The organism is Pseudomonas cucumis, from assembly GCF_030687935.1.
Lineage (GTDB): Bacteria > Pseudomonadota > Gammaproteobacteria > Pseudomonadales > Pseudomonadaceae > Aquipseudomonas > Aquipseudomonas cucumis.
Window position 1 is genome coordinate 3,392,996 of record NZ_CP117454.1, and the last position, 25,253, is coordinate 3,418,248.

Below are 25,253 nucleotides of genomic sequence, written 5' to 3' on the forward strand. Positions count from 1 at the left end.
CGAGACCTGTGGGTCCGGCGTGCCGAGCCCTTCAGCTCTCCTTGACCCATTGCACAAGCTGGCTCGTCTCAGGCTTTTTTGCGAAGACCTTCTGCGGCAGCAGCAGCCAGGCCAGTGCCGGCAGCAGGATCAAGGCGCCAAGCATGTTCACCAGGAACATGAAGGCCAGCAGGATGCCCATGTCGGCCTGGAATTTGATCGGCGAGAAGGCCCAGGTCGACACTGCAACCGCCAGGGTCATGCCGGTCAGCAACACCACTTTGCCGGTGAACAGCAGCGCCTGGTAATACGCCTGGGCCAGGGTGTCGCCGGCACGCATGCGAGCCAGGATCACACTCAACACATAGAGCGCATAGTCGATGCCGATGCCCACGCCGAGCGCAATCACCGGCAGGGTTGCGACTTTCACCCCCATACCCAGCCCCACCATCAGCGCCTCGCACAGAATCGAGGTGAGCATCAGTGGCAGCATCGCGCAAAGGGTTGCGCGCCAGCTGCGAAAGGTCAGCAGGCATAACAGGCTGACCGCGCCGTAGACCCAGAACAGCATCTCGCGCATGGATTTTTTCACCACGATATTGGTCGCGGCTTCGATCCCGGCGCTGCCCGCGGCCAGCATGAACTTGACTTCTGGCACCTGATGCTCAGCGATAAATTTCTCGCTGGCCTCTACCACCCGATTCAAGGTGTCGGCCTTGTGATCGGCCAGGTAAACGTACAGCGACAACATCGAGCAGCCCTGATTGAACAGCTCCCGCGGTGCACGGGTTTGCACGGCGCCCAGCGCGCCGTCATTGGGGATCAGCTCATACCATTTGAAGTTGCCTTCGTTGTAACCGGCCGTGGCGATCTTGCTCAGCGCCGCCATTGAAGTGGTCGACTCCACGCCGGGCAATTGCTCCAGCCGCCAGGCCAACGCATCCACTGCCGACAGGCTCGTGTAGCGGGTGCACTGATCTTCCGGAGTCTTGATCATGACCACGAAAATATCCGAGCTGGCCGCATAGTTTTGGGTCATGAACAGCGCGTCGCGGTTGTAGCGCGAGTCGGCGCGCAACTCCGGAGCACCGGGATCGAGATCGCCGATTTTCAGGTGCAGGCTCACGGCAAAACCAAACGCTGCCAGCAGCAGGCCGCCCAACATCGCGCCAATAGCCCAGCGCCGTTGGGTGAACAAATCGAGCACACGCCACAGCGGATGCTTGTTCTGCGCCTGCAGCTCGGCGGTCTCCGAACTCAGGCTGCGTTGCGCCGCTGCCGGGCTGACACCGATATAGCTGAGCAGGATCGGCAGCAGAATCAGATTGGTGAAAATCAGCACCGCCACGCCGAGACTGGCGGTGATCGCCAATTCCTGAATCACCCGGATGTTGATCAGCAGCAACACGGCGAAGCCCACCGCATCGCAGAGCAAAGCGGTCATGCCGGCGGCAAACAGTCGGCGGAAGGTATAACGCGCGGCCACCACCCGGTGAGTGCCGCGACCGACGTCCTGCATGATGCCGTTCATCTTCTGCGCTCCATGGCTCATGCCGATGGCAAACACCAGAAACGGCACCAGCGCCGAGTACGGGTCCAGCTCAAACCCAAGCATCGCGAGCAGGCCCATCTGCCAAAGCACTGCCACCAACGAACAAGTCACCACGACCAGGGTGCTGCGCGCGCAGCGGGTGTAACCGTAAAGCACCACCACGGTCACCAGCACCGCCATCACGAAGAACAACAAGACCTGGGTCAGCCCCTCGATCAGATCGCCGACGATTTTGGTGAAACCGGTGATGTGGATTCGCAGTTCATTGGTCTGGTACTTGTCCCGCAGCGCCTCCAATTGCCGGGAGAACTCACCGTAGTCCAGGGCTTTGCCGGTCTGCGGACTGACTTCGAGCAACGGCACGAAGATCACGCTGGATTTGAAGTTGCCGGCGACCAATTGGCCGACCTCACCAGAACGGCCAACGTTGGTCCGCACCTGCTCGATACTGGCCGCCGAACCATCGTAGTCGTCGGGGATCACGGTGCCGCCATCGAGCCCCTCTTCGGTCACGGCGGTCCAGCGCGTGGTCGGGGTCCATAACGACTTCATGTAGGGCCGATCGACACCCGGCAGCAGATAAAGCTCATCGTTAAGCCTGGCCAGGGTGTCGAGATAGTCCTTGGTGAAAATGCTGCCTTGTTTGACCTCCACGGCGATCCGCAGCGAGTTGCCCAGGCCGCTCAACTCATTGCGATTCTCCAGGAAGTTGGCGACATAGGGATGCCCCGTGGGAATGGTTTTCTCATAACTGGCATTGATGCCGATGCGCGTGGCTTGCCAGCCGAGCACCAGCGTCACCAGCAGACACAGCAGGATCACCAGCGGTCGATGGTTGAAGATCATTCGCTCGGCGAAGTTGCCTGACGCCTGGTCGAAGTCTTCCAGGCGGCCGATCACGGTTTGGGTTTTGTCGTCTTTCAAGTCTGACTCCTGTTGCACGGGCCGTGGCCCGATAGCGCTACACCGTGAAGTTTCAAGGTTTGGCGGAGGCCCGTGGATCCTGGTCAGCGGCCACACCGCTCAAACCGACGCTGGCCAGGCTGCCGTCGGCCGCCTGTTGCATGGCCGCGACCGTCCCGCCGCTGCGGCTCTGACGTTTGTCGAAGCTGCGGCCCTGGTCATGACTGAATAAAAGTTCGCCGCCCTGGCTGGCCAACAGCAGGCTGCCATCGCGCAGTTCGATGGCGCTCGCCAGCGTTGATTCGATGCCGGTTTCGAGGCGTCGCCAACTGCCGCCATGGTCATCGGACCACCAGGCATTACCGCGCAAGCCATAGGCAATCAAGGCGCCGCCGCGGGTGCCGAGCAGACCGAAAAAGCTGCCTTCATAAGGTGATTTCAGGGCCTGGAACGAATGCCCGGCATCGGTCGAACGCAACAGCAAACCGCGCTCCCCCACCAGCAGCAGATCGTTGCCCGAGGCGCGGATGCCATACAGGTTCAGGCCCTGCGGATTGTCCACATGCTGCATCCACGGCCGCCAGCTTCGACCGCCGTCGTCGGTGCGGTAAATCTGGTTGTAGGCGCCAACGATGTAGCCATGCAGGCGATCTCTGAAGTACAGGTCGAGAAACGGTTTATCCGGCCCGTCATCCAGCATCTGCCGTGCCTGCGCAAGGTTGCTGGCGCCGCCCGGTTGATCGGTATCGCGCTCCGCGGCCTGCACCGCCAGCGCGGCGGCACGCTCACCGTCGAGTTGCTTGTGCCAGGTTTCGCCACCGTCCTCGGTGTGCAACACCACGCCCAGATGACCGACCGCCCAGCCCTGCTCGGCATCGACGAATTGCACCGCGGTCAGGCTGAGGCTGACCGGCACACGGGCCTGGCGCCAAGTCATTCCAAAGTCATCCGAGAGCAGCACGATGCCACGCTCGCCGACCGCCACCAGACGCTCGCCAGCCCGGGCCAACCCAAGCAATACCGATCGCGCAGCCTTGGCGGTCGGCAGTGCCGGCTGCTGCAGTACCGCGAACGTCGCGGCCTGCGCAACCATGGACGTGCCCGCCAACAGACACAACGCCAGCGCGCAGGCACTCCATCGCAGACCGAAACTCGCAAAGATTTTTTCAACGTTCATGTCTTTATCCCGCCTGGAAAATCGCCAGCGACCGCGACGAGCTTATCGCTCGTCACGGCGCTCCATGGTTCAACGCATGTTTTCGTTGGCCATGGCATCCGGTGTGTAAAAGGAAGCCGAAGGTTTTGCGATCGTCTGGTACTGGACCGCCAGATCGTTGCTCGAAGCGTTAAGGAAGTAGGCGCCGGTATCGAGGTTGTAGCTGCCCCACATGACTTGCGCAGTGAGCGCCGGCAGGTCCGGCGCCAACAGCGTCAGCGAATACATCTGCCGTCCCAGTTTGCCCTGGGCGTCATACCCGTCGACCATCAGGATCTGCCAGGAATCCTCGTCGACGTAGTAGGTCCGATGCGGCACCACATGGCGCTTGCCGGATTTGAGCGTGGCCTCGACCACCCAGACCCGATGCTTCTCCCAGCGCACCAGATCAGGATTGAGAAAGTTCGGTTTGACCAGATCGTCGCTCTTGGCCAGGCCGGCGCGATTATTGTTGTAGGGGACGATCAGTTCTTTCTTGCCTGCAAGCTTGAGATCGTAGCGGTCGGTAGGCCCGAACAGCATGAACGCTTCGTCAAACAGACCGACGCCAGAGGTGACGAAGTCCGGGGTGTCGTAGGCAATGTTCGGCGCTCGGCGTACCCGGCGCTGGCCAACCAGATACTGCCAGGCCGCACGGTTGGCCGGGTCCATGTCCCAATGGGTCATCAAGCCTTCGCCAGCCTTGGATGACGGCAATTCGGTCAGCAGCTTGCCTACCTGGTACTTGCCGGCAAAACTTTCCAGGCTGCCGCTTTCGGAGTAGTAGGGAAACTGATAGCTGAACAGGGCTCGGGTCGCCTGGACCTTCTTGCCACCGGCGGTCATCAGCCAGGTATCAAAAGGTGCGCTGATGGTCTCGCCGCCCTGCCAGGACAACCGGTAGTTCCACAGAACTTGCGCGCCGTTGTCCGGGATCGGAAACGGGATGCCGCCATAGGCGCTGGCGACTTTCTCGGTTTCCACATCCAGCGTGGCACGGGTGGCATTCTTGCCGGTGTTGTCATACACCCATTGCGGGGCCGCTGCCGAGCGATGGGTCGGGTATACATCCAGGCGATAGTCCGGGTATTTCTTCAACAGAACCTTGGTGCCTTCGGCCAGCACGCTGGCGTACTGCTCCATGTTCGAGGCCTTGATTGAATACAGCGGTTTCTCGCCGGCGAATGGATCGGCACGTTTGTCGCCCGGTTTGTAGCCGGGCGCGACCTTGGTGTAACCGCCATCCCATCGCGGGATGCTGCCATCGGCATTGCCGGCGCGCTCGCCACCAAGGGGCGTCAGTTCGGACTTCAGGCGCGCGGCCTGCTCAGGCGACACCGCGGCTTGCGCCAGGCTTATGCCTGCAAGGGCCAGGGTGAGGACGCAAGTGTTGAGGAAAGCGTTGTTCTGCATGGCGATTCCACCTTATTAGAATGAGGTTTTCACGTAGAGCGAAACGAAGTCACGGTCGGCCAGCGACTGCCCGTAACTGAAATTGCCGTCCTCGCGCAGCCCGGCTTTCGGGGCCCCGAAGAAGTTCACGTAGTTGAGGCCGACATCCCAGCGCTGCAGGTAGGTCGCCTTGAGCCCGACACTCCAGTCGCCGGAATGGGTATTGCCGAAGCCCGACTTGTTGACGGCCGAAGAACGTCCATCGAGCACCACGCCCATGCCGATCGGCACGGTCAGGTCGATCCCGTCGACAACCTGGAAGTACGCAGGCTCCACCAGTACCCGCAATGCAGTGGCATCGCGCGTTGTGTTGGAATCCAAGGCTGCGGCGTTCTTGGTGACGCTCAGGGTGCGGTTCCACGCCAGCTCGGCCAGTGCCGAGCCGCCATCCCAAAAAGCACCAGGCGATAACAGGTAAATCGCCGACAGGTTGGCGTGAGCGGTTTTGCCCCGGGCAAACAGCGAGTCATCGCCGCCATCGGCCTCCATGCCTGGGGTCACCACTTGCAGGTTGCTCACCAGCGGCGCATTCCAGCGCACGGAGGTTTCACCGGCAAAGTTGAACGGCCCATAGGCAGTGGAGAAGCTGACGCCGGCGGTCTTGATGTCTTCGGCGTAGACCTGACGATAGGAACTCAGGATCGGCAGCCCGGTGGCCGCCGCGGCCGCACCGTCGAGGTAGGCATACAGACCGATCGGGGCTTTGTCGTGATACTGCGCGGCGTAGAAACCCAGCTCCAGTTCGGTCCCGGTCGGTTTGAAGCGAATCTGCATACCGCCCTGCCCCGAGTTCCTCGGTTTCAAATCGCCGCCATTCACCGTGTCGTTGCCAAACACTTCGCGCAGCGAACCGCTGCCATAACCAATGGCATCGGCATCGCTCAGGTAGCTGCCGGCGCCGGGCAGATTGGAACGTTCCCACTCGAACTGGTAGTAAGCACCCACCGACAACTGCGGGTTGATCTGCAACTGCCCGGAGATCTGGTTGACCGGACGCAGGATCTCCTTGAACTGAGTCCCCGGCACGCTGAGCAGCTTGACCACATCGGTCGGGCCCTGGGCATTGGCAATGCCGTTGCCACCGTAGAACAGGCTTTCACCGTAAATCAGGCTGTGCCGGCCCAGACGCGCCACGCCCTGGGAGTCTTCGCCCAGGTCACCGCGCAGAAACACAAAGGCATCGAGAATTTCCGCGTCGCGACCATGGAGCTTGCGGGTTTCGCTGAGGAAATGCGGTTGCTCGCTGCTGTCGGTGTCCTGGTTGTAAATATCGTCGTACCAGGCCGCACCGCTCACACGCAGCCCATAGTTTTGGCGGCTGAGGTCCATTTCGGAAAACAGGTCCAGACGGTTGGAGACCAGGCCGCGGCTGAAGTTTTTATCGCCCTGACTCTGGATCGACGGGTACAGACCATTGGCGGTCGGCGCGTTGACCAATCGACTGTCCTGACCGTGCAGACGCCAGGCCTGGCTGTACTTGATGGTGTTGTCCCAACGCAGTTTCCAGTCCGAATCACCCAGGTCCATCTGCATGGCCTCGGCCCTTTCGACCATCACGCCTGCGCTGCATAACGCCAGAAACAGGGCGCAATGCTTGAAACGAAAGCAACGTTTAACGTTGTCCATGGACGCTCCTCATGATTTTTATTTTTGGCATGGCTTTGCACGCATGGCGCCAGCCAACACGCTCAGGTAGCGGCTTGCGCCGCTGTCTACGGGTGTGCGTTTCAGATGTAGGTGGAGGCCAATCCGCCATCGACTGCCAGGTTTACGCCGTTGATCCAGCGCGACTCGTCGGCACACAGGAAAGTGATCACTGCCGCCACCTCATCGGCATAACCGGGGCGTTTCATGCGATGGGCATCGGCCTGGGTCCGTGCTTCACCCAGCATGCTCACGAAGTCGCCGAGGATGGGCGTGAAGACCGGGCCCGGCGCCACGCTGTTCATGCGCACTGAATGTTCGAGAAACCAGGGCTGGGCCTGCAGGTAATTCCAGACGATCAAGGCTTCCTTGAAATACTGGTAGCAGGTCTCGTCCGGTACCGGGTGTTCAGCCAGCCAGGCTTGTGCGGCGGCGAAACCTTCGATGCGCGCCAGCGCCTTGTGCAGTTCCAGACGTAACGGCCACTCGGCGCCGAGGATCGAGGCGATATTGACGATGCTGCCGCCAGCGGCGATGCGCGGCAGCAATGCCTGGCTCAGGTGACGCAGCCCCAGGTAGTTGACCTTCGCCAACAATTGCGGGTTTGCGGTGCCCGGCACTCCGGCGATATTGCACAGGCTGTCGATCCGTGCCGGTAACTGCGGCAACAGCCGGTCGATGTTCTCGGCACTGCTCAAATCGCCCTGCACAAAACCGTCCAGGGTCATGTGCGGAGCCTTCAGGTCCACGCCAATCACTTGAGCGCCGTGGCTGCGCAGCAGGCTTGCCGTGGCGGCGCCGATACCCGAAGAGACGCCGGTCACCAGCACAAGCTTGTTGTCGAGTTTCATGTTGAGTCCTCTTATTATTTTTGTGTACTCGGTGGGCCGACCGACCTTATCGACCCGGTAAAAAACGGCCCGTCAGAACGGGTAACGCGGCGCCTTATCCTTGACCGTCACCCATTGCCATTGGGTGTATTCATCCCAGTCGGCCGGGCCGCCTACGCTGCCGGCATTACCCGAGTTACCGCGTCCGCCGAAGGGATTGATGCATTCGTCGGCAACCGTCTGGTCGTTGATGTGCAGCAGACCGCAATTGAGTTGCTCGCCCATCGCCATCGCGCGCCCGACCGAAGGCGAAATGATCCCCGCGGACAAGCCATACTCGGTGCGGTTGGCCAGGTCGATGGCCTCATCGTCACTGGTAAAACTCACCACCGTGGCGACCGGGCCGAAGATCTCCTCGTCGAATGCGCGCATGCCCGGGCGCACGCCGGAAAGCACCGTAGGTTGGTAGAACAGCCGTTCAAACTCACCGCCGGCTTCCAGTGTTGCCCCGGCAGTCACACTCTCCGTGACGATTTCATGCACGCGTTGTAACTGTCGTTTGTTGATCAAAGGCCCCAAGACCGCCTCGCCACGAGCGGCATTGCCGACCGTGATCGCCCGGGCTTTCTCTGCCAACCGGCGGACCAGTTTTTCAGCGATCGATTCATGGGCCAGGATGCGTCCGGTGGCCATGCAGATTTGCCCCTGGTGCAGCCAGGCACCCCAGGCGGCATTGCTCGCCGCCAACTCAAGATCGGCATCTTCGAGCACGATCAACGAGTTCTTGCCGCCCAGTTCCAGGGCGACTTTTTTCAGATGACGCCCAGCCACCTCCGCGACCTTGCGCCCGGCCGCAGTCGAACCGGTGAACGCGATCATCCGAACATGCGGGTCGCGGCACAGGGCCTCACCGGCCACTGCTGCGCCCGGCAAAACCTGCAGCAGTCCCTTGGGCAAACCGGCCGCCTCGAACAACAGGGCAATGATGAAACCGCCACTGACCGGGGTCTGCGGATCGGGCTTGAGCACCACTGCGTTGCCCGCCGCCAGCGCCGGTGCCACCGAGCGCAAGGAGAGCACCAGGGGAAAGTTGAAGGGCGAGATCACCCCAACCACGCCATGGGGCAACCGGCGTGCATAGGACAAACGCCCCGCTTCGCTCGGCAGAACCAGACCATGGGGTTGCGACAGCAGCCCGGCCGCCTGATGCAGCAACACGATCGCCTCACGGACCTCATGTTCACCCTTGAACAGGCTGCCGCCGCTTTCCCGTGCGATGTACAACGCCAGTTCGGCAAAGTGCTGCTGGGCCAGGGCTGCTGCTTTGCGAAAGATCTCTGCGCGTTCCCGTGGCCCCAATGCCGCCCAGGCCGGTTGAACACGAGCGGCGTTCAGGCTGGCAAACGCGATGTCCGCTGCATCGGCCAAACCGGTGACGGTCAATACCTCGCCGGTGGCCGGTTCGATGACGCTACAGCTGCCGCCCAATGGACGTATCCAGTCGCCATTGAAGATGCGCTCGCACCACGGCTCGTCCCGCAGAAAATCAGATGGTTCACTTACCGACATTTCGGTCTCCCGGCTCTTGTGTTTGTCATTGCCTGACGCGGCCTCGCGAAAATGATGCAGCGTCTTGAAAGCACTAGAGCAAGGGCTGTGCCGACTTCTTCCGTTGCCACGCGCTTTAGGTAGCGAAGGCTCTGGCCTGAAGGTTTGAGAGGAGCACCGATGAAAAGGGCAAGGCGTTTGGCGCTCGGTCGACACCCGGCCACTTGTCCAAATGATAAAGTTATGTTTAATAACTGTTTTGCTAATTGATCATTTCGATCAGTCGACTCGCTCAGGGGCATATAACAATGAATAATCCCCATTCGCTGCTTCCTCATCTCACGGTGCAGGAGGAACATTTCTCGCCCCGAGGAGACAGCACTCAACTGACCGAGGGCAACTCACCGACCCTGGCCGAGTTAGCCGAATGCCTGTTCTTTTCCCCGGTTGACGGACGTATCTGGCTCAACGACCAGCGCATGCTGCTATTGCACAGTTCATCCTTCGGCGCACTGCGACGGGAGATTATCGAGCGCCAGGGCCTGGAACAGACCCGCGGTCTGTTTACCCGCACCGGCTATTTGTCCGGCGCACGCGATGCGCGATTGATCCGCGAGCGCTGGCCAGACGCCGATGCCGCGGCGGTTTTCTCGGCCGGCACGCGTCTGCATACACTCGAAGGCATGACCAAGGTCGAACCCCTGCACTTCAAATTCGACGCCGACTCAGGCTTCTACGAAGGTGAATTCCTCTGGCACCACTCCTGTGAGGCCGACGAACATATCGCCGCCTACGGGATCGGCCAGGATCCGGTGTGCTGGACCGAACTGGGCTATGCCATCGGTTATGTCAGCGGGCTGTTCGGCCGCCTGGTGATCTTCCGTGAAACCGAGTGCCGGGGCATGGGCCATGAGAGCTGCCGGGTGATCGGCAAGACCGCCGAGCAATGGGGCGATGTCGAACAGGACCTGAGTTACCTCACCGCTTCGCCATCCGGCGTCGCCCCGAAGCAGCGTCCCGCCCCGGCACCCGCGCCTCAGGACGACGACAGCGAAACATCCGGCGGGCCAAAACCCATTGGCGCCAGCGCCGCCTTCAATGCCGCGACCCTCGCCTTGCAGCGGGTTGCGCCGACGCCTGCCACAGTGCTGTTCAGCGGCGAGTCCGGAGTCGGCAAGGAATTGTTCGCCCGTCAATTGCATCAGTTCAGCCCACGCCATCAAGCACCTTTCGTGGCCCTCAACTGCGCCGCGATCCCGGACAATCTGATCGAGGCCGAACTGTTCGGTGTCGAACGCGGCGCCTATACCGGCGCGACCCATTCGCGCCCTGGACGCTTCGAACGGGCTCACGGCGGCACGCTGTTTCTCGATGAAATCGCCAGCCTCAGCCTGCCTGGGCAGGGCAAGTTGCTGCGTGCGCTGCAAGAGCGTGAGATCGAGCGCATCGGTGCAAGCCAGCCGATAAAGGTCGATGTCCGGGTGGTGGCGGCAACCAATGTCGACTTGCGCAAAGCCGTGGCGGCCGGAGACTTTCGCGAGGACCTGTTCTACCGCCTGAACGTCTACCCCATCACGTTGCCGCCATTGCGTGAACGTCGTGATGACATCCCGTTGCTGGTCAACGCGTTCCTGCGGCGCTTCTGTCAGGCCTACGCCCGCAAGCCCGCCGGGCTGACCATGCGCGCACTGAAGGTGTTGTTGCGCTATGACTTTCCCGGCAACGTTCGGGAATTGCAGAACCTGGTCGAGCGCGGCCTGATCGCCAGCGAAGACGGTCAAGCCATCGACCTGGTCCACCTGTTTCGCAACGAACCCATGCCACAGGAGGCGTACTCTCTGGACGGCAATGGCAGCCTCGCAGCTACTGACCCGAGCCCCGCCAACACGCAGCCTCGCCCGGCCTTGCTGGAAACCCTGGCTCGCCTGGAACACGGCTTCTCCATTGAGGGTCTGGAGTCGCGGTTGATCGACGAAGCGCTGCAAAAGAGCGAAGGCAACCTGGCCGCCGCCGCGCGACTGCTGGGGTTGAGTCGTGCGCAGTTTGCCTACCGATTGAAGAAGTACCGACAGGCATCGGCCTGACTCAGGCTGAGTCAATGCAGGCCCGTTGTAGATGAGGATGAAACGAAATTATCTTGCCAATATAGTTATGGTGATTAACTATATTTAAAGTTAACTAGTTTGCCCCATAACACGCGCCCCGGAGTCCACATGCCCCATAACAACAACATCGACGGCATCATCGAACAACTCAGCCAACTGCCCTCCCTCGGCTCGCTGACTATCGACCAACAACGTCAACAGGCCGAACAACTCTTCGGCGCCGGCTCCTGTGCCGAGGGCGTGACCTTTGAGGCCGCCAGTCTGGCCAGCGTCAGCGGGCTTTGGGCCATTCCCACAGATGCCCGGCCTGACATCGTCTTGCTATATCTGCATGGCGGAGGCTACTCATTCGGCAGCGCCCAGGCCTATCGCCCGCTCGTCAGCCAACTGGCAGCCCGCAGCGGAATTCGTACCCTGTGCATCGATTACCGCCTGGCCCCGGAACACCCTTTTCCGGCCGCCGTAGAGGACGCTCTGGATGTCTACCGTGCACTCCTCGAAAACGGTGTGAACACCGAACACCTGGTGCTGGCCGGCGACAGTGCCGGCGGCGGTCTGTGCATGGCTCTGATGTTGGCTGCCAAGGCCGCTGGTTTGCCGCTGCCCGCGGCTGCGGTAGTGATGTCGCCTTGGGTGGACATGGCTCAGACGGGAGCGTCCTGGAATTTGCAGAAGGCTCGAGATCCATTGCTCGGCCCGCTTGCTGGCAAGACCCTTATGGCCGACACCTATCTGCAGGGCGCCGAGCCACTGAATCCGCTGGCCTCCCCCCTATACGGTGACCTTCGGAGTCTACCGCCAGTGCTGATCCAGGTGGGCAGTCGGGAATGCCTGCTGGACGATTCAACCCGACTCGCCAGCCGCCTGGCCAGCGCCGAAGTGGCGGTACACCTGGACGTCTGGCCGGGAATGATTCATGTCTTCCAGAGCATGAGCGATCAACTCGAAGAAGCCCGCCGGGCACTGGACCAGATCAGCGCCTTCCTCCTTCGGCACCTGGGGGAAGATGTGTCCTGACTTCAAGTTTGCGTAGAATGCCGTGTCGATACCGGATTCAATAACAAAAAACGGTCGGCAGACTCATCATCCTTGTGATCAACACCACTGGTGACTTGTGGCGCCCTTCTACGTTCAATGCCTGACCTATCAACCATGAGCGAGAGCTCATGGGTATTAATTGCCAATACAAAAGCGCTTTGCAGGTTTTGTCTGTCGGTATCGTTGCTTATTGCAGGTAACGCCTCAGGCGCGCCATTGCCGCTTGAGTTGTATATCCCTGACGCGCCGCCACTGACGTTTGTCGATGGCTCCAAAGGCCACGGAATGGTCGGAGAAGCCGTCCTGACCGCCATTGCCAACGCTGGTTATGTCGCTCATGTCCATGGGCTTCCCTGGGCCAGAGCGCAGAAATACGTCAGCGAGAAGCAGGATCTTCTGATCGCCCCCTTGTCTCGCACGCCTGAACGCGAAGATCGCTTCACCTGGATCGCACCGATCATGTCCATGGAGCGCGCTTTTTTCAGCCTCGACCGGCCGGTGAGCAGCTTTGCACAAGCCAAAAAAACCTACCGGGTGATCGGCGTCGGCCTGGGCAGTGCGCAGGAGGAAATCCTGCGTGCACAAGGCTTCAGCGACGAGCAGATCCATCCGCTGACCATTGGCGATAACCCCGCGCAGATGCTCTTGAAAGGTCGCCTTGATGCCTGGTTCAACGGTGTTCCCGAGAGTCAATACATCTGGCCGAAGATGTCAGAACGCAAGCTGTTCATGAGCCCGGTCATGAGCAGAGCGGAGCTCTATCTGGCTTGCTCCAGGCTTTGCTCCGCTCAACGGGTGCAAGACTTGCGCACGGCGGTTGAAACGCTTCGCGATGACGGCACTCTGGCGCGTATACAGAAGAGCTATTTGTCGCCATAACGACCCGCAACAACTCGTCCCTTTACCGTAGATTCGCTACTGCTCCGCTTTCCTTGCCTGCGGATTTCTTCATTCTGGAGCCCGAATGCCTAGTCAAAAGGACATCGCTGCCGAAAGCGGTGCACCGATGACCCCTGCCGCGGCCGATAGCATCCGCAAGCAGGGTGTCGAACTGTTGTTGCCTTCCGATAGCAACGTGTAGGGCGTTAGCGCGCCTTCCAGTCCCGCAGCCACTGCAAGCCGGCCGAGGTGTTACCACGCGGCCGGTATTCGCACCCTACCCAGCCGTCATAACCCAACTGGTCGATCAACTCGAACAGATAGGGATAGTTGACCTCGCCCAGGTCCGGTTCATGGCGATCCGGCACGCCGGCGATCTGGAGATGGCCGATGCCGTCGAAGTCCCGACGCAGTTTAGTGGCCAGGTCACCTTCGACGATCTGGCAGTGGTAGCAGTCGAACTGAACCTTCAGGTTACCGGCGCCCACTTCCTTGCAGATGGCCTGGGCCTGATCCTGGCGGTTGAGGAAAAAGCCCGGCATGTCCCGCGTATTGATTGGCTCCAGCAGCACCGTGATGCCAGCCTTGGCAGCCTGCGCGGTGGCATAAGCCAGGTTCTCCAGGTACACACTGTGATGGCGTGGGCGATCGCTTTCCGACGGTAGCAGCCCGGCCATCACATGGATGCGTGGGTTGCCCAGGACGGCGGCGTATTCCAGCGCGCGATCGAAACCGCTGCGAAATTCACTCTCCCGGCCCGGCAACGATACCGTGCCCCGCTCGCCTGCCGCCCAATCGCCGGGCGGTGCGTTGAACAGCGCCTGTACCAGGCCGTTGTCGCTCAGGCGTTGTTTGAGTTCCTGGGCGCTGTAGTCGTAGGGGAACAAGTATTCCACCGCTTCAAAACCATCGGCGGCCGCGGCGGCGAAGCGGTCCAGAAACTCATGTTCCGGATAGAGCATGCTGAGATTGGCGGCAAAACGAGGCATGGTAGCTCCTTGGATAGAAGGTTAGACAAACGGCCAGATCAACAAGGTAATACCGAAACCCAGCGTGCCGAGCAAGGTGGTCAGCACGGTCCAGGTGCGCAAGCCATCAGCCACGTTCAGCCCGGACAGTTTGGTGAAGATCCAGTAACCGGCATCGTTGATATGGGACATGGCCAACCCGCCACCGCCCATGGCCAGGCACAACAGGGCCATGTGGTTTGCCGTGAGATCGAGGGTAGCGATCAGCGGGCTGATAATGCCGGCGGTGCATCCGTCGACGCAGGTGAAAAAGTCAGATTGCCATCAAGCTACCTTGCAAAAACACAACGACCGTCTAAGTTCAGAACTATCTCTACAGACGTAACCGAACCGTACATAAACCGGCCCCTCAGGCGAGAGAATCTATTGATCTAAAACCGACCAGACGCTGCTTTTAATTATTGACACGGAATCAGTCATAACAAAAAAGAGGGATGCTTGATGAAGCGCAGCCATGGGTATCGTGCGTTCTCGCAACGGGGGCCTGCCGGTCATTTCTGGATTTCATTGCTTTGCTTCTCAGGCCTGGTGATCGCCAGCTTTCTGTTGTTCGAACAACAGATCCAGGACTTCCTGACCCATCTCAACCTGTACCTGCCCTCGACACCTTCCCAGAAACTCAACCTGGCGCTGCTGCTGATCGCCCTGCTCGCGCTGGACGTGGTGCTGCCGGTGCCTTCGAGCATGGTGGCGCTGCTGGCCGTGGCCATGCTCGGCAGTCTCGGCGGCTATCTGGTGATTTTCATTGGCCTGTGCCTGGGTGCCGGTCTGGGTTATGCGCTGGGGGCCGGCTATTTTCGTCTGCTGTCCGGCCGCCTGGGTCTGCATCAGCGCCAGCCGGGGCAGTTGGCGTATCGGTTGGGCACGCTGTCGTTGATCTGCCTGCGCGGTGTGCCGGTATTGGCGGAAACCTCGGTGGTGGCCGCCGGCATGCAACGTTATCCGCTGCGCGCGTTTCTACTGGTCACCACCCTGGCCAATGCCGGCCTGGCACTGGCCTACAGCGCCATCGGCACCTTCCTCGTCGAGCAGAACGCGCTGCTGGTGACCCTCCTCGCCAGCATGGTGTTGCCCGGACTGTTTATCGCTGGGTACAGCCTGTTCAAGACCTTGCGCAGGCACGACGCGGAGCAACCACTGCACGGGCGCTTCGAGGTCAGTTACGACTACCCGGTGGTGTTTACCGATCATCTGTTCGCCCCATCCAACCCCTGTCTGCATCGCCAGCTCACCGCCCAGCACCGGGGACCGGTGACGGTACTGGTGTTCGCCGATGAACAACTGCTGCATAGCGCCCCGCAATTGCTGGAACAGATCGACGCCTACTTTGCCGCGCATGCGGCGGACCTGCACTTACAGGCCGCGTCGATTGCGGTGCCGGCCGGCGAACTGAGCAAGGACTCGCAGGTGCTGCAGCAGCTCTACAGCGACATGTTGCGGCATGGGCTGGACCGACATTGTTATGTCCTGGCCTTGGGCGGTGGCGCGGTGCTGGATGCGGTGGGCTACGCCTGCGCCACCTTCCATCGCGGCATTCGCCTGATCCGTATTCCGAGCACAGTACTGGCCCAGAACGATGCCGGCATCGGTGTGAAAAACGGCATCAATGCGTTCGGCCAGAAGAACTTGCTGGGGGCCTTCTACCCCGCCACCGCGGTGATCAACGACTTCCAGCTGCTGACCAGCCTGACCCGTCGCGACCAGATCGCCGGGCTGGCCGAGGCGGTCAAGGTGGCGCTGATCAAGGACCAGGCATTTTTCCAATGGATGGAGCAACAGGCTGACGCCCTCGCCCACTTCGATCACCCCGCAAGCCGCTATGCCATCCGCCGCTGCGCCGAACTGCACCTGGCGCACATCACCGGTGCTGGCGACCCCTTCGAACGCGGCAATGGGCGGCCACTGGATTACGGGCACTGGGCCGCGCACAAACTGGAAAATCTCAGTCACCACCGGCTGCGCCATGGTGAAGCCGTGGCCGTGGGCATGGCCCTGGATGGACTCTATGCCAATGCCCTCGGGCTCTTGAACGATGCTGACACCGAACGTGTTCTGTCCCTGCTGCTCAAGCTCGGCTTCAGCTTGTGCCCACCGGAACTGACCTTGAAAGATCCACAGGGGCGCTCACAGGTGTTGCTCGGGCTGGAGGAATTCCGCCAGCACTTGGGCGGGCAACTCTCCATCCCCATGCTCAGCCGGATCGGCGAGTCGGTGGACCTGCATGAAATCGATGCCGCGCGGATGGAGCAAGCGTTGCAGCGACTGTCCACCTACATCGGCCCGGCGTTCACCCTGAGCGAGGGCTGCGCGCAATGAGCCAGACACCGCTGAACCTGAAGACCTGGATGACCCTGGGCCGGGTGTCCAACCTGCCCACCGTGTGGACCAACACCTTGGCCGCCGCCCTGCTGGCCAGTAGCGCCGGTGCCCTGGCGCCGCCGTCGTCCCTGGTGTGGATTCTGCTGCTGGCCGCACTGTCGCTGTTGTATCTGGCCGGCATGTTGTTGAACGACCTGCTCGACGCCGACTGGGACCAACAGCACGATAACCCCCGCCCCATCACCCTCGGCCTGGTCAGCCGACAGCAGGTGGGCTTGGTCACTGGGCTGTTGCTGATACTGGCCGCGGCGTCGGTGCTGGGCCTGAGCCGACTGATCGACCAACCGCGTTGGTTGCTGGGCAGCGCCACCCTGCTGGTGGGCTGCATCCTCGGCTACAACCTGCTGCACAAGAGATACGCCCACAGCGTCTGGCTGATGGGCGCCTGCCGCTCGGCCCTCTACCTCACGGCGGCGGCCAGCCTGGCGGTGCCACCGGAGCCGATCTGGCTCTGCGCCATTTTGCTGGGCGTCTATATCAGTGGCCTGACCTACCTGGCCCGCCAGGAACACCGCAACCAGTTGCTAAGCCGCCTCCCCCTGATCCTGATGCTGAGCCCGCTGGCCCTGGCGTTCTATGCCGACAACCTCTGGTTTTGGCCGGTGCTGTTGCTCTGGCTAGGCTGGCTGGGCTGGCACTACTGGCGCCACCTGGCCAACCCGCAGCACCGGCAAGTCCGCGCCTTTATCGGCGCTGGCCTGGCGGCCCTGCCGTTGTTCGATGCCCTGGTGCTGGCGGTGGCCAACCAACCACTGGGCAGCCTGTTATGTGTTTTGGTGTTTTTCCTGCTTCCACACTTCCAGCGCTGGATCAGACCGACATGAACATGGACGTCACTGCACCGCCATCGGCGGCCCTCGAAATGCGCCACGATTGTCTCGCCGAACAACGCCAGGCCCTCACCCAGCAGCTCGATGAAGCCGAGCTGCAGTGGTGGCGTCAGGCGCAGGAGCGGCTTGAGCAACGCCCGGACGCCAACACTGCTGCGCTCTTGAGTAGCCAGTGCAAGCGCAGCCTCAAAGAGCATGCGCTGCCCGACAATTCCTGCTGGAGCAACGTCCAGATGGCGCGGGCGTTGTTGCTGTCTCAGGTCCTGGAGCAACAACCCCTCGCCGGGCAATTGCCCTTGCTGCGCCAGCTGTTTCTGTGGGGCGACGATCAGGAAAAGATCGCCACCTTGAAAGCCCTCGACTGGCTCGATAGCCGCGGGCTTTGCGTCGAACTGGCGTTGCAGGCCGGGCGTACCAGCAACAGCCAGGTGTTTGCCGCCCTCGCCCTGGACACCCTCTACCCGTCGCGTCATTACAGCGAACGGGCCTTCCATCAACTGGTGCTGAAAGCACTGGGCATGGGGCTCGACGTACGACGCCTGCTTGGCCTGACGCAACGACACAGCGTCACCCTCAACCAACTGGCCCTCGACCTGCTGGACGAACAGCTCGCTGCCGAACGAACGGTGTCCGCCGGGCTGCCCCGGGTGATTGCCTTCCACCTGCTCAGCCCGGCGCAACACCAGCGTCTGGTCGGCCTGAGTCAGCAGCAACGCTTGCCGCCGGAATGGCGTGAGCACCTGGCCGATACCCCACTGAACTGATACTCAACGGCTCCCCTCCCCTTGACGAGGATTCACCATGCTCAAGTACTTCGACCCGCATATTCATATGGTCAGCCGCACCACTGACGACTACCAGAACATGGCCGCCGCCGGCATCACCGGAGTGATCGAACCGGCCTTCTGGCAGGGCCAGGCCAGGACCAGCGTCGGCAGTTTCATCGACTATTTCGACACCCTGTTGGGCTGGGAGCGCTTTCGCGCCAGCATGTTCGGCATCCATCACTTCTGCACCATCGGCCTCAACCCCAAGGAGGCCAACGACCTGTCGGTGGCCAATGAAGTGCTGGAGATTCTGCCGCGCTACCTGGTGAAAGACGGCGTCGTCGCAGTCGGCGAAATCGGCTACGACGACATCACCCCGGAAGAAGATCGCTTCCTCGCCGCTCAGCTGGAGCTGGCCAAACAATTCAATTTGCCGGTGCTGGTGCACACCCCGCACCGCGACAAGATCGGTGGCACCAAACGCACCCTGGCGGTGATTCGCGAAGTCGGGATTGCCGAGCACCTGGTGATCATCGACCACCTCAACGAACTGACCCTGCCGCTGGTGCTGGACAGCGACTGCTGGCGCGGCCATTCGATCTACCCCAACACCAAGATGTCGGAACAGCGCATGGTCGCCCTGTTGCAGCAGTACGGCACCGAGAAAATGGTGGTCAACAGCGCCGCCGACTGGGGGATCAGCGACCCGCTCAAAGTGCCAAAAACCGGCGAGGCAATGCTGGCGGCCGGCTTCACCAAGGCTCAGGTCGAACAGGTACTGTTCCACAACCCGGTGGACTTCTTTGCTCAAAGCGGCCAACTGGACAAAGCCCTGGTCAGCACCCCGTTGCCCATCGATCAGCGTCGGCAGTGGCAGGAAAACTCCGCGCTGCGGGGCCAGGAACCGGTGATCAAATGAGTGCCGGCACGGGTTGGGCTGCCGCGCAGGTCGGTTATTGCAGCAATGTGCACCCGACCCGTGACCTGGCTGGGCTACGGTCCTCCATCGAACAGCATTTTCAGGGTGTGCGAACCCTGCGCAGGTTGAACGAGCAGGACAGTGGATTGTGGATCAGCGCCCTCGCCGCGTCCGAATTACAACAGGCATCGGCTCGCACGGACTTCCTGAGCCTGCTGCAACGCAGCGGCCTACGCCTGACCTCGCTTAACGGCTTTCCCTACGGCCAATTTCATCAGGGCGCGGTGAAAGCCGAGGTGTATCTGCCCAGTTGGGCCGATCCGGAACGGCTGGCATACAGCCTGAATCTGGCGCGGATCCTCGCGGATGCCCTGCCCCCGGACTGTAAACAAGGGGTGATCTCCACCGTGCCGCTGGGCTATGCCGCTAGCTGGAACCCGGCCTTACAGCAGCGTGCCGAGCATCTGCTGCGCCAACTCACGGCCGCACTGGCCAGGCTGCATCTGGAGACGGGCAAGAAGATCGTGTTCTGCCTGGAAATGGAGCCGGACTGCGTGCTGGAAAACACCGATCAGACCATCGCCTTCTTCCACCGCTACCAAGCCACGGACCAGCACCATGAATACTTGGCGCTGTGTTTTGATGTCTGCCATCAGGCAGTGATGTTCGAAGACTGCTATCAATCGCTAGAAAGGTTGCGTCAGGCCCGGGTGCCCGTCGGCAAGATCCAGCTGTCCAACGCCCTGATTTGTCACCTGCCCCCTGAAGACGACAATCGACGCGAACACATACTCAAGACCTTGAGCGACTTTGCCGAAACCACCTACCTGCATCAAGTGAAAGCCCGCGATGCGCAGGACCGGTTATTGGCCTGGGCGGACCTTCCCGCCGTACTCGACGATTGCGCTAAAAGTCCGGGGCAATACTCCGAACTGAGGATTCATTTCCACATTCCACTGTTCAGTGAACACTTGTTGCTGCCCGAGCTCAGTGGCAGTCAGATCGCCCTGTCGCAGACCTTCGACTTCCTGGTAGACCATGCGGATTTTCGTCCTGTACTGGAAGTGGAAACCTACAGTTGGGGCGTCTTGCCCGCCCAGCTGCGGCCCACCACCGAACACGCCCAACTCCAGGGGATCGCCGCCGAACTGCACTGGGTCGAAGACCAACTGCGGCAGCGGCAATTGCTGCAACCCCAAGCGCGGGAGGCGTACGCCGATGCCCTCTGATCAACCGCGTCAACCGCTGTTGCTGATCAATGTGGTAGGGCTGACACCGGCGCTGTTGGGGGCGGCGACGCCTCACATCAATGCCCTGTTGAAAACGGCAAAAATGGCCAGCCTGCAACCGGTGTTTCCGGCTGTCACGTCTACGGTGCAGGCCTCGATCCTCACCGGTCTGCCGCCGTCGGAGCACGGCATCGTCGGCAATGGCTGGTATTTCCGCGATCAGGCTGAAGTGCGTTTCTGGCTGCAACCCAACGCACTGATCCAGGGAGAAAAGGTCTGGCAGACGCTCAAGCGCGAGCTCCCGGGTTTTCGCTGCAGTCAGCTGTTCTGGTGGTACAACATGTATGCGGACGTGGACGCCGCCATCACCCCACGCCCGCACTACCCGGCCGATGGCCGCAAGATGTTCGGCCTGTATTCGTCGCCGGCCTCGTTGCATGAGCGTATCGAGCAGCAGATCGGCGAATTCCCGTTTCCGGGTTTCTGGGGCCCGGCGGCCGGCATCGCGTCGAGCCGCTGGATCGTCGACTGCGCCATCGCCGAGTTCCAGATTGATCGACCCGATCTGCAATTGGTTTACCTGCCGCATCTCGACTACTGCCTGCAGCGACTGGGCCCCGATCATCCGTCGATTGCCGATGAGGTGCGGGCCATCGACAGTGAAGTGGGTCGCCTGCTGGCCTTTGCCCAGGAGCAAGGCGCGGCGGTGATGCTGTTGTCTGAGTATGGGATCGAAGCGGTACAGCAATCCGTATCGATCAACCGGTTGTTGCGCTCGGAAGGCTTGTTGCAGGTGCGCCAGTCGCTGACCTGGGAGTTGCTCGACCCCGGCGCCAGCGCGGCCTTTGCCGTGGCCGATCATCAGATCGCGCACATCTACGTGAAACAGGCGCAAGACATTCCTCGCGTCAAAGCGCTGCTGCAGCGCCAGCCCGGCATCGAGCAGGTGCTGGATAAAGCCGAACAACGGGCCTGGCAACTGGATCATCCGCGCAGCGGCGAGCTGGTGACCGTGGCCGCGCCGGGTTACTGGTTCGATTACTACTACTGGCTCGACGATCGCAAGGCACCCGACTTTGCCCGCACCGTGGACATCCATCGCAAGCCCGGCTACGACCCGCTGGAACTGTTCATCGACCCGGCCATTCGCTTCCCGAAATTGAAAGTGGCGCGCCGTCTGCTGCAGAAGAAACTCGGCTTTCGCTACTACATGGACCTGATTCCGCTGGACACCCGCCTGGTCCGCGGCAGCCATGGTCGCCTGCCCGACAGCGAGAACACCGGCCCGCTGCTCATCACCAATTGCGATCTGCCGTTGCCCCAGCGTCTTGCGGCCACGGCAGTGAAGCAACTGCTCCTGGAACACTTCCTGGGGCATTCACACACCGACCCGGCCAATGCCAAGGAGCTTCCATGCGGCGAGCCATTTCTATAACAGTTCTGAGTGCCTTGGCCGGTTTGGCTCAGGCACAGGACACCAACAACTTCAACTGCAGCAACTTCCTGCAATTTGGAATCAGTGCCGACCAGACCCGTACGGCGTTCAACAAGCACCCCGAGACCATGGCCTGGAACTGGTTCGTCTGCCTGAACCAGCCCGACGCCCAGGGTTACAACCGCGTGTGGGAGTCGTTCAAGCCTTCCGACCAGGTCTACCTGGCCAATGGCGTCAACCCTGGCTCGTATGACAGCCGCATGAAGCCGCCGGACGAGGTGCTCAAGCAAGCCAAGGCCCTGGGGCTGGACGCGAACCGTCTGCTGCACAACCTCAATGCCACGCAGCAGGTCGACGGGATGAGCCTGGAAATGGGCGGTACCGTCGTGCCTGAGGCACAGCGAGGCCAAGTCGTGCGCTTTCAACTGCTGATGTCCCAGGACACTTATAACTACATCGTCAAGAACAATGTCTACAACGTAGATGGCCAGGAGGCCCTGACGAGCAACCTGAACTTTCCCGCCACGGCCTGGGAATTGAAAGCCGCCTGGCTGTGGATCGGCGCGGACATGGACTACAAGAAGAAGCTGGAGAACGACGGCTACTACACCGCCCAGGCCTATTACCAGCAGGGCACCGACTACAGGGTCGGCTATGCGGCGTTGAGTGGCTTGCATGTGGTCAACAAACTGGACTCCAGCTGGGTCTGGACCACCTTCGAGAACGTCAACAACAGAAAGTACACCGTGACCAAGGGCCACCCGCCCCGGCCGATGACAAACAGCACCGGACCGACATCGGATGCCATACCGGTCAATACGCAGTTCCAGGCCAACAACCCGACGCTGTCGAAATACGAGTTGATCGGCGTGGAATATCAACCCAAGACCCAGGTGCTGGCGAACTCGCAGCTGGAATCGGCGTTCCAGGACACCTCATCCTGCCTGGCCTGCCACGGCACCGCCGCCTACTCGAAGACCGACGGTTACTTCAATTTCGCCATCCCGACCCAGGGCGGTCTCACCTACCCCACTACACCGCTGCCGGACAAAGACTTCAACGGCTACAAAAAACTGGATTTTGTCTGGTCGCTGAAACGCGCCCAGTGGAAACGCTAAGGAGAGCACGACATGAGCGTATTGAATTTTCCCCGCATCTACCTCAACGGCCAGATGTTCTGGAACCCGCCAACAGCCAACAACAACGACATGTTCCCGCTGTATGACGCGGTGAACACGGACATCAACTGGTCGTTCATGACGCACTTCGGCATCGACCGGAACAATGCTCCCGACACCCTGATGCCATGGGCCATCTCGACGCAGTACATGGCTGGCATGCCGACCTATGTACAGCAGGTGCCAAACAATATCAATCCGAAGCATGACCCGTACATGCCCGCCGAATGGGATCTGTTTGGCGACAACGGTTGCGGCCTGGTGAACTACGGGAAAACCAAGTCGACCGTTATCGGCGGCGAAGTGCAGCCCAATAGCTACATCGATAAGGATGCACTGATCGGCGCGCAATACCACTTGCTCGGCAGCCCCCTGGGCAGCAATACCCCGACCGCGGCGCGCTTCGTGGATATCAGCCCATGGCAGAACACCTTCACGGCGCTGTACTTCGACAAACTGGTGTTAGGGGACGCGAACTGCGGCCTGACCCTCAACCGCAAGTACCGGATGATGGACCGTTTCCTGAACTTCAGTTGGGGAGCCCTGGGTGGCCTGGTGAACGTCAGCACCACCTGGCAGACCTGCTTCCCCAAGGAGAATCTGGAATGGGCGCTCGGCAACTCGTCCCTGCTGGCCAACCTGAAGCAGCAGATGGAGCAGCAAGGGGCACAGGGCCTGATGTTCCGCTTTTGCGTCTACCTGACCTGCTATGACAAGAACGGGATATTCAACGATTACCCACAGCGCCTCGACACCCGTTCCAACAACCCGAACGTCATGGCGAAAGTGCGTGACCTCTACAGAAAGGGCTTGGACAACGTCAACGAGATTTTCTTCAATCCTGCCTACAGCCGCACCTCGGCGGTCCTGGGGCTGTGGTTCGCCGGTGAATACCCCACCGCGCCCGCCGGAAGGCGACTGGTGGCCAATGAGGCGGTGTCGATGAGCCAGCTGTATTCCCAGGAGACACAACAAGTCAAGTTGGGGGTGATTTCGGCACAGATCAACGACTACACCCTGTCACTTGACCTGGGCAATACCTTTCCGAGCTATCCCGTGGATGCCACGGCTGATATCCCCGTCCCGGAAAAATTCAATGCCGGTACCTACCATTTGGGTGCCGAGAAGGATGGAACATTCAAGCCGGCGGTCATCTTGAACTTCGCGGACTATCGGCAGTCGGCCTTCAACCAGCGCTCGGGTATCCTCGATGTTCCCCTCGATGACTATACCAAGGGTGTATTGGAATCCGGTCCCCTGATTCTACGTCGGTTGGGCCTGTACAGCGCTCCCCAGACCGTCGCCGCCACCCAGCAGACATGGACCGCCGAGGTGATCGAAAGCGGCAGCTTCATCGACGTCGGCGACTACAAGAAGCTGACCATCATGGTGCAGAACAATGGCCAGCCGGCCGCCAACACGACACTGTGGGTGGCCGAGTACAACAACCCCTACATGGTGACCAGCAGCGACTACTACCTGGCATTCAGCAACGCCGCCGACTTCACGCTGTTCTACGACAACCCGGCGGACCGCAGCAAGAACACGGCCGGTCTGCCGCAGTTCACCGACGCACCCTCGGTCGGCCTCTACCGCAGCACTGGCAGCGGCCGCCGACTGACGGACCTGCAGGACGTGCCTGAACCTTCTGGAACCCCAGTCGGTTATCAAGAGTTCCTCACTGTTTCCGGTAAACCGGTCGCGGTGAACCTGCGCCCCTGCCTGACCCTGGACAAGCCCATCGGTCGCACCGGTACGCTGAACGACGAGAAGGGCAACTCCGTCAATTACACCTATGCCGTCATCACCACCAACGCCCAAGGTATCGCTCAGATAGGCTGCAAGGCAGTCGCGCCAGGCTTCCCCACCCTGCGCTTCTTCGTGAAGGAAGGCGATAAGGATCCGACCATCCCCTTCAGCTTCCCGCTCACCGAGGCCTACGTCGACTTCCTTGCCCCGCTGCGGGTCCTGCCGCTGGACATGAAGTTGCAACAGGACTTCATCGACACCTGGAACGGCATGTGCACCTCCACGCAAGCTCCGGAAGAAATATGGAACACGTTCATCTTTCCAAAGGTGCTGCAGTCGTTCTATTACCTCTACCCCATCATGAACAAGTACATGCCCCTTGATTCACGCACGCGGGTGGAGGGCGCCGTCGACCAGTTACTCATATTGATCAACAAGGACAACCAGGACGAAAGCACCCTGGCCATGCCGATCACCCGAGACCTGTCGCAAAGCCGCCGCGCCGTGCTGCAGCTGTGGGCCAAACGCCTGGTGAAACTCAACTTCCCACCCAGGAAGCTCTCCATGAGCGACTACAACGACCTTTGACGTTTCACGCCGGATTACCGGGTGGC

Annotated in this window: 18 protein-coding genes and 1 pseudogene; 11 read left to right on the top strand and 8 right to left on the bottom strand. The window is 60.9% G+C overall.

Annotation, left to right across the window (positions count from 1 at the left end; translation table 11 throughout):
- Window positions 1-31: 31 nt before the first annotated feature.
- The 6 genes from PSH97_RS15425 to PSH97_RS15450 form a co-directional block, all read right to left on the bottom strand.
- Entirely contained in the window at window positions 32-2,455 is a 2,424-nt protein-coding gene (locus PSH97_RS15425) for an efflux RND transporter permease subunit (RefSeq protein WP_305445673.1), read from the bottom strand.
- A gap of 52 nt (window positions 2,456-2,507) precedes the next feature.
- Complete coding sequence (locus PSH97_RS15430) at window positions 2,508-3,611, bottom strand: WD40/YVTN/BNR-like repeat-containing protein (protein ID WP_305445674.1); 1,104 nt, start codon at window positions 3,609-3,611, stop codon at window positions 2,508-2,510.
- 69 nt (window positions 3,612-3,680) lie between these two features.
- Window positions 3,681-5,042: a DUF1329 domain-containing protein gene (locus tag PSH97_RS15435; RefSeq protein ID WP_305445675.1), complete on the bottom strand. Its 1,362-nt coding sequence runs from the start codon at window positions 5,040-5,042 to the stop codon at window positions 3,681-3,683.
- Between the two features lie 15 nt (window positions 5,043-5,057).
- Entirely contained in the window at window positions 5,058-6,707 is a 1,650-nt protein-coding gene (locus PSH97_RS15440) for a DUF1302 domain-containing protein (protein WP_305445676.1), read from the bottom strand.
- 101 nt (window positions 6,708-6,808) lie between these two features.
- Window positions 6,809-7,576 carry a coniferyl-alcohol dehydrogenase gene (locus PSH97_RS15445; RefSeq protein WP_305445677.1) on the bottom strand — a complete coding sequence of 256 codons (768 nt, stop codon included), beginning with the start codon at window positions 7,574-7,576 and terminating at the stop codon, window positions 6,809-6,811.
- A gap of 72 nt (window positions 7,577-7,648) precedes the next feature.
- Window positions 7,649-9,124, bottom strand: coding sequence for a benzaldehyde dehydrogenase (locus PSH97_RS15450; RefSeq protein WP_305445678.1), 1,476 nt, complete (start codon window positions 9,122-9,124; stop codon window positions 7,649-7,651).
- 287 nt (window positions 9,125-9,411) lie between these two features.
- On the opposite strand from PSH97_RS15450, the gene PSH97_RS15455 reads away from it, so the two are divergent.
- The 3 genes from PSH97_RS15455 (at window position 9,412) to PSH97_RS15465 (ending at window position 13,125) form a co-directional block, all read left to right on the top strand.
- A complete protein-coding gene (locus PSH97_RS15455) occupies window positions 9,412-11,187 on the top strand; it encodes a sigma-54-dependent Fis family transcriptional regulator (RefSeq protein WP_305445679.1) in 1,776 nt (591 codons plus the stop codon).
- A 129-nt stretch (window positions 11,188-11,316) separates the two neighbouring features.
- Window positions 11,317-12,225, top strand: coding sequence for an alpha/beta hydrolase (locus tag PSH97_RS15460; RefSeq protein ID WP_305445680.1), 909 nt, complete (start codon window positions 11,317-11,319; stop codon window positions 12,223-12,225).
- Window positions 12,226-12,360: 135 nt separating this feature from the next.
- Window positions 12,361-13,125, top strand: coding sequence for a substrate-binding periplasmic protein (locus tag PSH97_RS15465; RefSeq protein ID WP_305445681.1), 765 nt, complete (start codon window positions 12,361-12,363; stop codon window positions 13,123-13,125).
- A gap of 206 nt (window positions 13,126-13,331) precedes the next feature.
- Here PSH97_RS15465 and otnI read toward each other — a convergent pair whose 3' ends face one another.
- Together otnI and PSH97_RS15475 are read right to left on the bottom strand one after the other, a co-directional pair.
- Window positions 13,332-14,114, bottom strand: a complete 783-nt coding sequence (gene otnI, locus PSH97_RS15470) for a 2-oxo-tetronate isomerase (protein WP_305445682.1) — start codon at window positions 14,112-14,114, stop codon at window positions 13,332-13,334.
- 21 nt (window positions 14,115-14,135) lie between these two features.
- A pseudogene (locus PSH97_RS15475) lies at window positions 14,136-14,381 on the bottom strand (GntT/GntP/DsdX family permease); the annotation flags it as partial.
- A 213-nt stretch (window positions 14,382-14,594) separates the two neighbouring features.
- On the opposite strand from PSH97_RS15475, the gene PSH97_RS15480 reads away from it, so the two are divergent.
- The 8 genes from PSH97_RS15480 to PSH97_RS15515 are packed head-to-tail and all read left to right on the top strand — an operon-like array spanning window position 14,595 to window position 25,227.
- Window positions 14,595-16,469 carry a 3-dehydroquinate synthase gene (locus PSH97_RS15480; protein ID WP_305445683.1) on the top strand — a complete coding sequence of 625 codons (1,875 nt, stop codon included), beginning with the start codon at window positions 14,595-14,597 and terminating at the stop codon, window positions 16,467-16,469.
- Window positions 16,466-17,356: a UbiA family prenyltransferase gene (locus PSH97_RS15485; protein WP_305445684.1), complete on the top strand. Its 891-nt coding sequence runs from the start codon at window positions 16,466-16,468 to the stop codon at window positions 17,354-17,356. Before PSH97_RS15480 ends, PSH97_RS15485 begins: the two co-directional genes overlap by 4 nt.
- On the top strand, window positions 17,353-18,126 hold the full coding sequence (locus tag PSH97_RS15490; protein WP_305445685.1) for an EboA domain-containing protein: 774 nt from the start codon (window positions 17,353-17,355) through the stop codon (window positions 18,124-18,126). The genes PSH97_RS15485 and PSH97_RS15490 overlap by 4 nt, the downstream gene beginning before the upstream one ends.
- 37 nt (window positions 18,127-18,163) lie before the next feature.
- Window positions 18,164-19,048, top strand: coding sequence for a TatD family hydrolase (locus PSH97_RS15495; RefSeq protein WP_305445686.1), 885 nt, complete (start codon window positions 18,164-18,166; stop codon window positions 19,046-19,048).
- Window positions 19,045-20,277 (top strand): metabolite traffic protein EboE, encoded by a 1,233-nt coding sequence (eboE, locus tag PSH97_RS15500; protein ID WP_305445687.1) that lies wholly within the window; start codon window positions 19,045-19,047, stop codon window positions 20,275-20,277. Before PSH97_RS15495 ends, eboE begins: the two co-directional genes overlap by 4 nt.
- Complete coding sequence (locus PSH97_RS15505) at window positions 20,267-21,712, top strand: alkaline phosphatase family protein (RefSeq protein WP_305445688.1); 1,446 nt, start codon at window positions 20,267-20,269, stop codon at window positions 21,710-21,712. Before eboE ends, PSH97_RS15505 begins: the two co-directional genes overlap by 11 nt.
- On the top strand, window positions 21,691-22,830 hold the full coding sequence (locus PSH97_RS15510) for a hypothetical protein (protein ID WP_019578685.1): 1,140 nt from the start codon (window positions 21,691-21,693) through the stop codon (window positions 22,828-22,830). The genes PSH97_RS15505 and PSH97_RS15510 overlap by 22 nt, the downstream gene beginning before the upstream one ends.
- Window positions 22,831-22,842: 12 nt before the next feature.
- A complete protein-coding gene (locus PSH97_RS15515; protein WP_305445689.1) occupies window positions 22,843-25,227 on the top strand; it encodes a hypothetical protein in 2,385 nt (794 codons plus the stop codon).
- Window positions 25,228-25,253: the final 26 nt, after the last annotated feature.

Bases quoted from the DNA above. Each gene is read 5' to 3' on its own strand.
- PSH97_RS15430 (WP_305445674.1), bottom strand. From the start codon at position 3,611: ATGAACGTTGAAAAAATCTTTGCGAGTTTCGGTCTGCGATGGAGTGCC.
- PSH97_RS15435 (WP_305445675.1), bottom strand. From the start codon at position 5,042: ATGCAGAACAACGCTTTCCTCAACACTTGCGTCCTCACCCTGGCCCTT.
- PSH97_RS15440 (WP_305445676.1), bottom strand. From the start codon at position 6,707: ATGGACAACGTTAAACGTTGCTTTCGTTTCAAGCATTGCGCCCTGTTT.
- PSH97_RS15445 (WP_305445677.1), bottom strand. From the start codon at position 7,576: ATGAAACTCGACAACAAGCTTGTGCTGGTGACCGGCGTCTCTTCGGGT.
- PSH97_RS15450 (WP_305445678.1), bottom strand. From the start codon at position 9,124: ATGTCGGTAAGTGAACCATCTGATTTTCTGCGGGACGAGCCGTGGTGC.
- PSH97_RS15455 (WP_305445679.1), top strand. From the start codon at position 9,412: ATGAATAATCCCCATTCGCTGCTTCCTCATCTCACGGTGCAGGAGGAA.
- PSH97_RS15460 (WP_305445680.1), top strand. From the start codon at position 11,317: ATGCCCCATAACAACAACATCGACGGCATCATCGAACAACTCAGCCAA.
- PSH97_RS15465 (WP_305445681.1), top strand. From the start codon at position 12,361: ATGAGCGAGAGCTCATGGGTATTAATTGCCAATACAAAAGCGCTTTGC.
- otnI (WP_305445682.1), bottom strand. From the start codon at position 14,114: ATGCCTCGTTTTGCCGCCAATCTCAGCATGCTCTATCCGGAACATGAG.
- PSH97_RS15480 (WP_305445683.1), top strand. From the start codon at position 14,595: ATGAAGCGCAGCCATGGGTATCGTGCGTTCTCGCAACGGGGGCCTGCC.
- PSH97_RS15485 (WP_305445684.1), top strand. From the start codon at position 16,466: ATGAGCCAGACACCGCTGAACCTGAAGACCTGGATGACCCTGGGCCGG.
- PSH97_RS15490 (WP_305445685.1), top strand. From the start codon at position 17,353: ATGAACATGGACGTCACTGCACCGCCATCGGCGGCCCTCGAAATGCGC.
- PSH97_RS15495 (WP_305445686.1), top strand. From the start codon at position 18,164: ATGCTCAAGTACTTCGACCCGCATATTCATATGGTCAGCCGCACCACT.
- eboE (WP_305445687.1), top strand. From the start codon at position 19,045: ATGAGTGCCGGCACGGGTTGGGCTGCCGCGCAGGTCGGTTATTGCAGC.
- PSH97_RS15505 (WP_305445688.1), top strand. From the start codon at position 20,267: ATGCCCTCTGATCAACCGCGTCAACCGCTGTTGCTGATCAATGTGGTA.
- PSH97_RS15510 (WP_019578685.1), top strand. From the start codon at position 21,691: ATGCGGCGAGCCATTTCTATAACAGTTCTGAGTGCCTTGGCCGGTTTG.
- PSH97_RS15515 (WP_305445689.1), top strand. From the start codon at position 22,843: ATGAGCGTATTGAATTTTCCCCGCATCTACCTCAACGGCCAGATGTTC.